Genomic DNA, 12,373 nt, shown 5'->3' with positions numbered 1-12,373 from the left:
CGGCCATGACGCTGTGGAAGCGTCTGCATCTCGGTCAGCGGTCACGCGCGAAAATCGCTTGACCCGGATGGCCCCGGATGGTCGGTAGAACCATCTAGGGGTGAAACAATCACATCATGCGGCTTCCGTTCTTCTACGGCTGGGTCGTGGTCGCCGTGACCTTCGTCACCATGGCGATCGGCGTCAACGCGCGCACCGCCTTCTCGCTGTTCTTTCCGCCCATCATCTCCGAATTCGGCTGGGAGCGCGGCGTCACCGCCGGTGCGTTCTCCTTCGGCTTCGTGGTGTCGGGGGTGGTCAGCCCGCTGATCGGCCGCCTGATGGACCGCGCCGGTCCGCGCGCGGTGATGGAGCTCGGTGTGGTGCTGATGGGCGGCGGGTTGCTCCTCGCGCCGCTCACCAGCGCGCCCTGGCATCTCTACGTCACCATCGGCGTCATGGTCGGCGCCGGCTCGGTGTGTCTCGGCTATTCCGGCCAGTCGCTGTTCCTGCCGAACTGGTTCATCCGCAAGCGCGGCTTCGCCATCGGCATCGCCTTCGCGGGCGTCGGCATCGGCTCGGTGACGCTGCTGCCATGGGTGCAGCACATGATCGAACAGACCGGCTGGCGCACCGCCTGCACCGCGATGGGCCTGCTCATCCTCGTCGTGCTGGCGCCGGTCAATTTGCTGCTGCACAAGCGCCCGCAGGACATCGGCCTCGAACCGGACGGCGATGCCGCTCCGGTTGCGGGCGGCGCGCAGCCGGTCTCCAACGTCGTCGATCCCGATTGGGTCAATACCGACTGGACGCTGAAACGCGCCGTCGCGACCGCACGCTTCTGGTGGATCGCGGTCGGCTATTTCTCCGGCCTGTACATCTGGTACGCGGTGCAGGTGCATCAGACGAAATTCCTGCTCGACATCGGCTTCAGCTCGTCCGTCGCGGTGTGGGCGCTCGGCATCGTCAGCCTGCTCGGCATTCCCGGCCAGATCGTGCTGGGCCATGTCTCCGACCGCATCGGACGGGAGTGGGTCTGGGCGATCAGTTGCGCGGGCTTCGTCATCTGCTTCGCCGCGCTGATCGCCTTGAAGTATCAACCCTCGCTCTGGCTCGTCTATGCCATGGTGTTCGCGCAAGGAGCGCTCGGCTACGGCCTCACCTCGATCATGGGCGCGGTGGTGTTCGAGATCTTCCAGGGCAAGCACCAGGGCAGCATCTTCGGCACGATCATGCTGGCGGCGCTGGCGGGCGGTGCGGCCGGACCGTGGGTGACCGGCCTGCTCTATGATCGCGCCGGCGACTACACCCTCGCCTTCGGCATCGCGATGGTCGTGAGCGGATTGTCGGCGCTCGCGATCTGGCGGGCATCGCCGGGGAAGGTGCGGGCCGTCGCCGGCCGGCTGCCCAAGCTCCGGGCGGGAACCGGCGGAACAAGCCCGTAGAACTTCCTGCCAAATGCCGTGGCACTTCTTCGCGCAATCTTAAGCATCCCGCATCTTGGTAGGCCGCTACCGGAGTGCGCCAACTTCTTGGACACCACCGCAGCGCTAGGCTCGTGACATTGTCATATCTTTGAGATGTTCCTGGGTCGAATGATGTCCGCTCGCGATTGCCATGCGATCGAAATGCCGGAAGTCCTGTTGGCTGCGCTCGATCAGGCGGACGACGGTGTCGTCATCGCCGGTGAGGATGGCCGCATCGTCCACTTCAATGCCGCGGCCGAGCGGATCTGGAAGCTCGCCCGTGCCGACGTGCTCGGCGCCGACGTCGGCATTCTCACCCTCAAATGCCTTCAGGCCGATCGGGCCGCGGAGTTTCGCGATGAGATCAGCCTCGTACGGCACGACGGCAGCCGGGTCCGCGCGGCCATATCGCTGTCGTCCATCGTGCGCGAGGGCGCGACCTACCGCCTCGTATTCGCGCGCGACGTCACCGGCGAAGCCGAGCGCCGCGTTAGAATCGGGCTTCTTCATGCCGTCTCCGACCAGACCAACCGGGCCGTGATCATCGCGGACACCGACCAGAACATCGTCTACGTCAACTCGGCCTTCACGACGCTGTTCGGCTACACCAGCACCGAGGCCGAGGGCCGCCGTGCAGGTGAGCTGATCGCCGGCTGCCACACCGACCGTAAGGCGGTCGCCAAGCTGGTCCAGCACCTGATGCGCGGCGGCCGCCGCTGCGAGGTCGAATTGCTCGCCTACGACAAGGACGGCGAGGAGATCTGGGTCTGCGCGCGGATCGACGCGTTCCGCGACAAGAAGGGCCGGGTCAAGCACATCTTCGCGCTGCTCGAGGACATCACCGAGACCAAGCAGCTGCGCTCGCTGCAGCAGCTCATCATGGGCTCGCTCGCGGACGAAGTGCCGATTACCGACATCGCCGACAGGCTCTGCCGCCACGTCGAGGAGATCGCGCCCGATGTGGTCTGCTCGCTGCTCCACGTCGACGCTGCCGGCCTGATCCACCCGCTCGGCGGGCCCTCTCTGCCCGAGGACTATTCGCGCGCGCTGGACGGTGTTGCGATCGGCCCCAATGTCGGCTCCTGCGGCACCGCTGCCTTCTACGGCGAGCCGGTGCTGGCGACGGACCTCGAGACCGATCCGCGCTGGCAGCCCTACAAGGCGATGCCGCTCGCGATCGGCCTGCGTGCCTGCTGGTCGACCCCGGTCAAGGCCAAGGACGGCCGGGTCATCGCGACCTTCGCCTTCTACTACCGGGAGCCCCGCGCGCCGAGCAATTGGCACCGGCGCATCGTCGACGCCTGCGTCAACCTCGGCGCCTTCGCGATCGAGCGCAAGGAAGCGCGCGCCGAGATCGCGCGGCTCGCCTATCACGACATCCTGACCGGGCTGCCGAACCGCGCGCAGCTGCGCAACCTGATCACCACGGCGATCGATGCCTGCCCGACCGGCAGCCACGTCGCGCTGGCCTTCCTCGACGTCGATCATTTCAAGGACGTCAACGATACGCTCGGTCATGCCGCCGGCGACGAGCTCTTGATCCAGCTCGCCCAGCGCCTGCGCGAGCAGATCGGCCCAGAGGACATGCTGGGACGCCTCGGCGGCGACGAATTCGTCATTCTGCTGCCGCAGCGCAATGCCGAGAGTGCCGAGCGCGTTGCCGCCGGGATCACCGAAGCGCTGGCCGCTCCCTTGCGGCTCGGCTCGAAGCTGATGCAGATGTCGGCCAGCATCGGCATCAGCCTCTATCCTGATCATGCCACCGACATCGACACGTTGATGCAGCAGGCCGACGCCGCCATGTACATGGCCAAGCAGGCGGGACGTTCGACCCATCGCATCTTCAGCGCCGAGATGAACGGGCTCACCGAGCAGCGTCTGGCGCTGATCGCAGCGCTCCGCCGCGCCATCGCGGAAGGCGCGCTGAGCCTCAGCTACCAGCCGCAGATCCGCAGCAGCGACGGCGCGATCCACGGCGTCGAGGCACTGGCCCGCTGGCATGATGCCGTGCTCGGCGACGTCTCTCCGGCAAAGTTCATCCCGCTTGCCGAGGAATGCGGTCTGATCGAGCAGATCGGCCTGTGGTCGGTGCGCGAGGCCTGCCGGCAGATGGCGAACTGGCGCCGCGCCGGGCTCAACATTCCCTGCGTGTCGGTGAACCTGTCGCCGATCAATTTCCGCAGCGTCACGCTGGCGGCGCGGCTCAAGGACATCCTTTCCGAATACGATCTGCCGGCGGACGCCTTGATGCTGGAGATCACCGAAGGCGCGTTCATGCAGGACAGCGTCGCCGCGCTCGAGACGATGAATGCGATCCGCGAGCTCGGCGTCGGCCTCTCCGTGGATGATTTCGGCACCGGCTATTCCAGCCTCAGCCGCCTCGCGCATCTGCCGATCCGCGAGCTCAAGATCGACCGCAGCTTCATGCGCGACATCGAGCGTGACGCCGGCGCACTTGCCATCGCCACCGCCGTGGTGCGCGTCGGCCAGGGCCTCGGCATGACGGTCGTCGCCGAAGGCGTCGAGACCGAGGGCCAGCGCAGGACGCTGGCCGAGCTCGGCTGCGACGTCGTGCAGGGTTTCCTCTACGCCCCCGCGCTTGCTCCCGTCGCCTTCGAGCGCTGGCTGATCGAGCACTGCGCCGAGCAGGCGAGGGCGATGCTGGGCAGGCTGGACGTCACGCGGATCGACGCGGTTGCGGTGAAGCGCTCGGCTTAGCGCGCGCGTTCCAGGATGGCACCGGCGACCGCGAAATCGCCGGTGTGTTCGTTTCGGCCTTGCAATCAGGCCGCGCGGATGAGGCCGAGCTGCTGCAAGGCAGTCACCCCGTCATCAAGACCGATTTCCTCGAGGATCTTTCCGTCCTTGAGCTTCAACACGGTCGTCCCGGTGAACTTCATCTTGCGGCCGGTGTTGGCCGGCAGCGATCCCGCCAGGAAGTCGCCGAACGCCGGCCCGGTATGCGTGCCTCCGCCTTCCCAACGGCCGACGACATAGTCGCCTTCGGCGATGAGATCGGCAGCGCCCCAGAAGTTGAGATCGGGGAACGCTTTCCGGAAGTCCGTCATGAACGCCTTGATGTCGTCGCGCCCACGCCGCGGCTCATGCAGCGAATATTGCAGCAGCATATCTGGCGCTGCGAGTTCATCGACAATTCCGAGATCGCAGGTTTCGCCCCAGAATTTTGTGAACCACCGGCCGACGATGGCCTTGTTGTCGTCTTCAATCGTCACGATCGCTTCTCCTGCTGTGTGCTTTGCTGCCCACCATGAGAAGCTATGACCATCACGCCGCTGTCCTCCCACCCGATTCCCGACGACGCTCCTTCCTCCCATCAGGATGCCGGTGTCGACCAAGGTTCGGACGCTCATTTGCTGGCGCGCCTAATCCGACGCCAACCCCGTCCTCCGCCGCAAATCCGTGATCGCGCGCAGAAAGCTGTCCGCCGGCGTCGTCTCCGGATCGATCAGCCGGTGCAGGCGAAAGCCGTCTTCCAGTGCCAGTACCACCGACGCCATCCAGGGCGGATTCAGGTTGGTGTTGCGTCCGTTGCTCTTCAACGTCGCCTCGACGATGTCGGCGATCAGCTTGCGCCGCGCGCGCAGGCGTTTCGCAAGGTCGGGCCGGCGCTTCTCGGCGCGCGCGACGAACAGGATCATCTCCATGTGCAGCAGCGGCGAGCGGCCGAGCGGATCCTGCTTGCTGCGGTCCATCGTCTTCAACGCCGCGATGAAGTCGTCGAGATTGTCGTGCTGGGCGAGGATGTCCATGTTGCGCCGGATCGACTGCTCGACATGGTCCTCGAGCATGGCGATGATCAACTCGTCCTTGCTTTTGAAGTTCGAATAGAACGCGCCGCGGGTGAAGCCGGCGGTTGCCGCGATCGCCTCGATGCTGGCGCCGCCGATGCCGTCCTCCTCGAACACGCGCGCGGCCGCCTCGAACAATTTGTCGCGCGTATCGTCCCTGGTCGGCCTGGTTCTCACCCTTGACATCGGAGCAGGGTAGGGCAGAATGCAACTCGATACAACAATGTATCGAGTTTAAGAATTCCAGGGATGGTTACGCCGGGCCGTTGGGGCTGTGCTCGTCGTATTCGGGTCATGCGGCAACCGATTTGAGGTCACCATGAACGAGCACGTGCAAGGCGCCGGCGGCGCACCGCTGTTCAACCCGTTGTCGCCGGATTTCATCCGCGATCCCTATCCGCATTACGACCGGCTGCGCACGGTCGACCCGATCCATGTGACGCCGTTCGGCCAGTTCGTCGCCAGCCGCCATGCCGACGTCAGCCTGGTGATGCGTGACAAGCGCTTCGGCAAGGATTTCGTCGACCGCTCCAAGCGCCGCTACAGCGACAAGATCATGGACGAGCCGGTGTTCCGCAGCATGAGCCACTGGATGCTGCAGGCCGATCCGCCCGACCACACCCGCCTGCGCGGCCTCGTCGTCAAGGCCTTCACCGCGCGCCGGGTCGAGGACATGCGGCCGCGCATCCAGCAGATCGTCGACCAGGCCATCGATGCCGTGATCGAGCGCGGCCACATGGACCTGATCGAGGATTTCGCCTTCCGCCTGCCCGTCACCATCATCTGCGAGATGCTCGGCATCCCCGAGGACCATCGCGAGGTGTTCTACAAGAGCTCGCGTGACGGCGGGCGGCTGCTCGACCCCGTGCCCCTCACGCCGGAGGAGATCAAGAAGGGCAACGAGGGAAACCTGATGGCGCAGATGTATTTCCAGCAGCTGTTCGAGCTGCGCCGCAAGAATCCCGGGGACGATCTCACCACCCAGCTCGTGCAGGCCGAGGAGGACGGCAACAAGCTCACCAATGAGGAGCTGACCGCCAACATCATCCTGTTGTTCGGCGCCGGCCACGAGACCACGGTCAATTTGATCGGCAACGGCCTGCTCGCGCTTCACCGCAATCCGGACCAGCTTGCGCTGCTCAAGGCACGCCCCGAGCTGATGGAAGGCGCCATCGAGGAATTCCTGCGCTACGATTCCTCGGTGCAGATGACCGGACGCGTCGCGCTGGAGGATATCGAGGATCTCGGCGGAAAGCGGATCCCCAAGGGCGAGACCGTGCTGTGCCTGCTCGGCTCGGCCAACCGCGATCCGGCGGTCTATCCCGATCGCCCCGACCGGCTCGACGTCACGCGCCAGAATGTGAAGCCGCTGTCGTTCGGCGGCGGCATCCATTTCTGCCTGGGTGCCCAATTGGCGCGCATCGAGGCCGAGATCGCCATTGCAACGCTGCTGCGGCGGCTGCCGGACCTGCGCATCGACGACGTCGAAAACCCGGAATGGCGGCCGACCTTCGTGCTGCGCGGCCTCAAGCGGCTGCCGGCGAGCTGGTGAGGCGCCCCACCCGTTAACCTCCGCGCGCAACAGTCGCTGTGACTTCGCCACACTTCCCCCTATATAAGGGGCTGTTCCGGCACGCCTGAAGTCCACGAAGGCCAGGGTTTGGTCCGGGTGCCGGTTTGGCCGAGGGGAGACCCGTGCAGACGACGCTGCTCGGATTGGCGATTGCCTTCATCATTGCGCTGCTGGCCGCGCTGATCGGGCCTTACTACGTCGACTGGAACCAGTTCAGGCCCCAGTTCGAGGCGGAGGCTGGCAAGATCATCGGCGTACCGGTGCGGGTCGCGGGTGAGCTCGACGCGCGGCTGCTGCCGGCGCCGACGCTGCGGCTGCGCCAGGTCACCTTCGGCGGCAACAACGATCTCGGCCGCCTGCGCGCCGACAAGCTCGACGTCGAGTTCAGCCTCTCCTCCCTGATGCGCGGCGAATGGCGTGCCACCGAGCTTTCGGTGGGCGGCATGGCGGTGGATCTCGGCCTCGATGCGCGCGGGCGGGTCGACCTGCCCTCCACCGCGAGCGGCACCTTCAATCTGGCCTCGCTCGCCATCGAGCGGCTCAATCTCACCGGCCGCATCGCCCTGCACGATGCCGCCAGCCGCTCGACGCTGGAGCTGAACGACATCGCCTTCTCCGGTGACGTCCGCTCGCTCGCGGGCTCGGTCCGCGGCGACGGCGGCTTCACCGCCAACGGGGTGCGCTATCCGTTCCGCGTCTCGTCCGGCCCGAGCGCCGACGGCAACGCCACTCGCCTTCACCTCAACATCGATCCCGGCGAGCGCGCCATCCTCGCCGATCTCGAAGGCGTGCTCGCCTTCGACAATCGCCTGCCGAAATTCGACGGCGCGCTGACGCTGGCCGTGCCTGCGGTGAGGAAGGCCGGCGAGACGGGGCCGACGCCCTGGAAGCTCACGACCAAGCTCAAGGCCGATCCCGCCGGTGCCAAGTTCGAGCAGATCGACGCGAGCTTCGGCACCGAAGACGCCGCGCTGAAGCTTGGCGGCGTCGGCGATATCAGGTTCGGTGCCTCACCGCTGCTGCGCGCGGTGCTGTCGGCGCGCCAGGTCGATGCCGACAGGCTGACGGCCAAGGACGACGCCGAGCCGCTCCGCATCCTGCCGGCGCTGCGGGCGGGACTTGCCGCCATTCCGCAGGCGCCGATCCCGGCGCAGATCGAGTTCAACTCCGACCAGATCATGCTCGGCGGCCGTCCGCTGCAGAACATCACGGCCGAGCTTCACACCGACGGCAGGTCCTGGACCTTTCAGCGGCTGGAGCTGCGCGCCCCCGGCATGACGCAGCTCTCGCTCAACGGTGCGACGCCGGGCGCCGACAGTTTCAGCGGCCGTCTCAGTGTGGAATCGTCGGACCCCGATACGCTGGTGGCCTGGCTCCAGGGCCGCAGCGAGATCAACCGCCGCAGCACGCGGCCGCTGCGCCTCGCCGGCGACGTCACTATCGCAGCCAATCATCTGGCCGTCGACAGGCTGAAGGCCGACATCGAAGGCGGCACTGTCGAGGGCCGCATTGCTTTCGTGCAAACCGGCGCGAGCAAGGGCTCGCGGATCGACGCCGACCTGAAGGCCGACCGGCTCGATCTCGACGCCGCCGCAAGCTTCGTGCGCGCGCTCGCCGGCCCGCAAGGCGAATGGCCGGAAGAGGCGAAATTCTCGCTCGACATCGGCCGCGCCATCTCTGCCGGACAGGAACTGCGGCCGTTCGCGGCCAGGCTTGCCTACAGCCCCGCAGCGCTGGCGCTGGAGCAGCTGCGCTTCGGCCAGGCCGGCGGCGTCACCACCGAGGCGAGCGGCAGCTTCGACCGCGCCAAGGTCACCGGAAAGCTCGCGCTGAAATCCTCCGCCAATTCGCTGCGCGAGCTCACGGCGCTGCTCGAGCCGTTTGCGCCCGCGGTGCGCGCGCGGTTCGATGCCTTGCCGTCGCTGCCCGGCGCCACGCGCCTCAAGCTCGACCTCAGCCTCGACAGGAATGCCGAGCATGCCGATCGCAGCAATGCCCGCGCCGTGCTCGATCTCGACGCGCCGCAGCTCAAGGCGACCGCGACGCTGGCCGCGCAGACGCCGGCCGCCGCCATTGGCGGCATCGACCTCGATCGCCTGCGGAGCAGCGACTTCACGCTGGATTCGAAAGTCTCGACGCCGCAGGCCGGCGCCCTGCTGGCGCTGCTCGGGCTCGATCGCTTGGTGGCCGCAGGCGAGGGCGCTTCGCAGTTCGAGGGCAAGCTGACCGGGGCCTGGCGGCGGCCGCTGCAATTGAATGCAAAGCTCAGCGGCGGCGGCCTCGATGCCGACGCGCAAGGCAGCGTCGAATTGTCGGAGCCGAAAGCCAGCGTGAACTTGCGTGTGCGCAACGTCAATCTGGCGCCGCTGCTCGGCACCAGCCTGACCGACAAATCGGCGCAGAACGTCAGTCTGTCCTCCCGCGTCGGCCTCTCCGGCAACCGCCTGACCTTCGATGATCTCGACGGCAATGCGGCCGGCTCGCACCTGCGCGGTCATCTCGCTGTGACGCTCGATCAGGATAGAAGCGTCGACGGCGAAGTCGGTCTCGATACGCTTGATCTTGCGCCGGCGCTCGCGATGGCGATCGGCGCAGCCGGGCATGATACGGGCGAGCCGTTGAGTGCAGGGCTCATCACCGGCTGGCGCGGCCGGGTCGCGTTCCAGGCGTTGCGCGGGACGTTGCCCGGCGGCCTCGAGCTGCGCCCCTTTGGCGGCACGATCCGCAGCGACGGCCAGTCGCTCGCGCTCGATGCGCTGAAGGGCGGCCTCGGCGGCGGCGAGATGTCCGCGAGCCTCGATGCGCGCAACGGCGCCAATGGGCTGGCGTTGAGTACCCGCATCGAGCTCAGCAACGTCGATGCGGCGACGCTGCGCTACCGCGATCTCGCGCTGCCCAAGGGCCGGGCCTCGGTGCAGATGGCGCTGACCAGCCAGGGCCGCAGTGTCGCAGCGCTCACCGGCGCGCTCGCCGGCAACGGCACGGTGACGCTGGACTCCGCGGAAATCAGCGGCCTCAATCCGCGCGCCTTCGAGATCGCGATCCGCGCCAGCGATGGCGGCCAGGTCAGCGACGACAACCGCTTGCGCCAGCTGGTCGAGCCCGCGCTTGCCGCCGCACCGATCGCGGTGGCCTCGGCGCAGATCCCGTTCACGATCCGCGACGGCCGCCTGCGCGTCGGCGCGACGCCGCTGGAAGCGAAGAACGCCCGCGCCATCGTCTCCGGCGGCTACGACATTCCCGCCGACCAGGCCGACATCCGCGCCAGCCTGACGCCGATCATGACCGGCCTCTCCGGCGCCCCGCCGGAGATCCAGCTGTTCGCGGCGGGGCCACCCGACAAGCTCAATCGCACCATCGACCTTGCGCCGCTGTCGTCGTGGCTCGCGGTGCGCACGATCGACCGCGAGACGCGCCGGCTGGACGCGATCGAGCGCGGCGAACCGCCGCCGGCGACCGCGGCGCTGCCGACGCTGGTGTCTCCGGAGGCCGCGCCCGAGCAGGCTCCCGCCAACGTGCCGCTGCCGGGCCAGGATCCGCGTCGCATGCCGTCGAAGCCGAAAGCCGCACCGACGCCGAAGGCGCCGCAGGCCGCGCCCGCCGCACCGAGCCCGCCGCTCGCAAACCCGCCGCTTGCGAGCCAGCAAGTTGCGCCGCTGCCGCCAGCCATCGACGTGAGGCCCGCGCCCGGTCCGCCGCCGGCAAAGCCCAAGCCGAAGCCTCCGCTGGTGCTGACGCCGCAGAATCCGTGAGGCGCCCCCGTCATGCCCGGGCTTGTCCCGGGCATCCACGTTCTTATCACCGTGCGGCAAGTCGTGGATGGCCGGGACACGCCCGGCCATGACGCCGGAGAGGCATCGGTGCTTACAAGCCTGTTCGGCGCACCTTTCGCAGCCCCTAACCCATTCCCTCGCATTTGAATGAATTCTGCCCGGCAAAACTGATTTGCCGATTTTACCGAATTCTCGCGTTTGATCTCTAGCTTCAGTTCCCAGAGGAATCCGCTGTCCCGCCACGAGCGGCAGGACGGCTCGCCAAATAGCTCGCCAAGAACTGGGGTGATCGAGATGAACGGGGCGAAATCGCTTCTACAGGATCTGGACGACGCGATCGCGCGCGGCAGCGACGAAAGCCGGGCGAGGGCGTTGTGGCATGCGACCGACATTCTGATCACCGGCCGCTACAGCGACGACGAGATCAGCATGTTCGGCGACGTCATCGGACGGCTCGCCGACGAAATCGAGGTCGCCGCGCGGGTGCAGCTGTCGGAGGTGATGTCAGCGTGCGATCATGCGCCGTTCAACGTCATCGAAAAGCTCGCCCTCGACGACGAGATCGAGGTCGCCGGTCCCGTGCTGCGCGACTCCAACCGCATCGACGAGAAGATGCTGGTCGAGAGCGCCATGACCAAGGGGCAGTCGCACCTGCTCGCGATCTCCCAGCGCAAGTCGATCGGCGAAGCCGTGACCGACGTGCTGGTCAAGCGGGGCAACCAGGAGGTCGTGACCTCGGTCGCCAAGAACGAGGGCGCACGCTTCTCCGGCTCGGGCCTTCTGCACATGGTTCGCCGCGCCGAGGGCGATTCGATCCTCGCCGAGCAGCTTGGCCTGCGCAAGGACGTGCCGCGGCACATCTTCCAGCAGCTCATCTCGAAAGCCTCGGAGGACGTCCGCCGCCGCCTCGAGTCCGAGCGGCCCGAGATGATGGCGCAGATCCAGAGCTCGGTGACCGAGCTCACCGGCGATCTTCAGTCCAAGTTCGGTCCGTCCTCGCGCAGCTATTTCGTCGCCAAGCGCGTGGTGACGACGCAGTACCGGCAGGGCAACCTGAATCAGGATTCCATCTCGAATTATGCGCGGCAGCACCGCTTCGACGAGGTACAGATCGGCCTGTCGCTGTTGTCGTCGCTGCCGGTCGACGTGATCGAGCGCGCGCTGATGGACCGCAACCGCGAGATGATCCTCGTCCTGTGCAAGGCGCTCGACTTCTCCTGGGATACGACGATGTCGCTGCTGTTCCTCGGCGCCAAGGATCACCTGATCACGGCGCGCGACCTCCAGGACAATGAGCGTGAGTTCGGCCGGCTCAAGATCGAGACCTCGCGCAGCATCTTGAAGTTCTACCAGTCGCGCAAGACCGGCACGGGCGCCGATGCGGGCCGTCAGCCCGAGCTTCAAGTTCACTGACACCTGCACTAAGGACAGGGGAGTATCTGCAATGTTGCCTCAATTCGGCACTGCCGTTCGCAAGAAGAACCTCAACAGCGCCGTCACGGCCGATCTCGGCGGCGGCACGCCGGACAAGGCCTCGGTGGACGCGGCCTGGCTCGTGCTCGAAGCCGCCAACGATCTCGGCGACCACGCCGCGATCGAAGCCTGCCGCCGCGTCATCGACGCCGAGCTCACCGGCACGGTGGCCCGCACCGCGGACGTCGATCTCGTGCTGGGATATTTCCGGTAAGGGCTTTGTAGGGGGAAGGCGCACTTGCGCCGTGCCCACCATTGATCCCGCTCATCGCAAGCCGTGGGCATGCTCCGCTTCGCTCA

At 66.9% G+C, this 12,373-nt stretch carries 8 protein-coding genes; 6 read left to right on the top strand and 2 right to left on the bottom strand.

From position 1 onward, the window contains the following. Nucleotides 1–116 precede the first annotated feature (116 nt). Both TSA1_RS37230 and TSA1_RS37225 read left to right on the top strand, forming a co-directional pair. Nucleotides 117–1,424 (top strand): MFS transporter, encoded by a 1,308-nt coding sequence (locus tag TSA1_RS37230; protein WP_100180666.1) that lies wholly within the window; start codon nucleotides 117–119, stop codon nucleotides 1,422–1,424. A 153-nt stretch (nucleotides 1,425–1,577) separates the two neighbouring features. Further along, nucleotides 1,578–4,163: an EAL domain-containing protein gene (locus tag TSA1_RS37225; protein ID WP_100181556.1), complete on the top strand. Its 2,586-nt coding sequence runs from the start codon at nucleotides 1,578–1,580 to the stop codon at nucleotides 4,161–4,163. Between the two features lie 65 nt (nucleotides 4,164–4,228). Here the strand turns inward: TSA1_RS37225 and TSA1_RS37220 are convergent, their stop codons facing one another. Then, the gene (locus TSA1_RS37220; RefSeq protein ID WP_100180665.1) at nucleotides 4,229–4,678 is read right to left on the bottom strand and encodes an ester cyclase; all 450 of its coding nucleotides are present in this window, start codon (nucleotides 4,676–4,678) and stop codon (nucleotides 4,229–4,231) included. 150 nt (nucleotides 4,679–4,828) lie between these two features. Beyond that, entirely contained in the window at nucleotides 4,829–5,440 is a 612-nt protein-coding gene (locus tag TSA1_RS37215) for a TetR/AcrR family transcriptional regulator (RefSeq protein ID WP_100180664.1), read from the bottom strand. A gap of 133 nt (nucleotides 5,441–5,573) precedes the next feature. Here TSA1_RS37215 and TSA1_RS37210 point away from each other — a divergent pair, with 133 nt between their 5' ends. The 4 genes from TSA1_RS37210 (at nucleotide 5,574) to TSA1_RS37195 (ending at nucleotide 12,287) form a co-directional block, all read left to right on the top strand. After that, entirely contained in the window at nucleotides 5,574–6,806 is a 1,233-nt protein-coding gene (locus TSA1_RS37210) for a cytochrome P450 (RefSeq protein ID WP_100180663.1), read from the top strand. A 143-nt stretch (nucleotides 6,807–6,949) separates the two neighbouring features. Further along, on the top strand, nucleotides 6,950–10,579 hold the full coding sequence (locus tag TSA1_RS37205; RefSeq protein WP_100180662.1) for an AsmA family protein: 3,630 nt from the start codon (nucleotides 6,950–6,952) through the stop codon (nucleotides 10,577–10,579). A gap of 315 nt (nucleotides 10,580–10,894) precedes the next feature. Then, nucleotides 10,895–12,013 carry a DUF2336 domain-containing protein gene (locus TSA1_RS37200; protein ID WP_174719247.1) on the top strand — a complete coding sequence of 373 codons (1,119 nt, stop codon included), beginning with the start codon at nucleotides 10,895–10,897 and terminating at the stop codon, nucleotides 12,011–12,013. Between the two features lie 31 nt (nucleotides 12,014–12,044). Next, on the top strand, nucleotides 12,045–12,287 hold the full coding sequence (locus TSA1_RS37195) for a hypothetical protein (RefSeq protein WP_100180661.1): 243 nt from the start codon (nucleotides 12,045–12,047) through the stop codon (nucleotides 12,285–12,287). Nucleotides 12,288–12,373: the final 86 nt, after the last annotated feature.

The organism is Bradyrhizobium nitroreducens, assembly GCF_002776695.1.
GTDB classification, from domain to species: domain Bacteria; phylum Pseudomonadota; class Alphaproteobacteria; order Rhizobiales; family Xanthobacteraceae; genus Bradyrhizobium; species Bradyrhizobium nitroreducens.
Note: the sequence above shows the minus strand (reverse complement) of the source record. Positions and strands in the feature narration are given on the sequence as shown.

Coding starts and splice junctions, on each gene's coding strand:
- TSA1_RS37195 (WP_100180661.1), top strand. CDS start 12,045: ATGTTGCCTCAATTCGGCACTGCCGTTCGCAAGAAGAACCTCAACAGC.
- TSA1_RS37210 (WP_100180663.1), top strand. CDS start 5,574: ATGAACGAGCACGTGCAAGGCGCCGGCGGCGCACCGCTGTTCAACCCG.
- TSA1_RS37230 (WP_100180666.1), top strand. CDS start 117: ATGCGGCTTCCGTTCTTCTACGGCTGGGTCGTGGTCGCCGTGACCTTC.
- TSA1_RS37215 (WP_100180664.1), bottom strand. CDS start 5,440: ATGTCAAGGGTGAGAACCAGGCCGACCAGGGACGATACGCGCGACAAA.
- TSA1_RS37225 (WP_100181556.1), top strand. CDS start 1,578: ATGTCCGCTCGCGATTGCCATGCGATCGAAATGCCGGAAGTCCTGTTG.
- TSA1_RS37200 (WP_174719247.1), top strand. CDS start 10,895: ATGAACGGGGCGAAATCGCTTCTACAGGATCTGGACGACGCGATCGCG.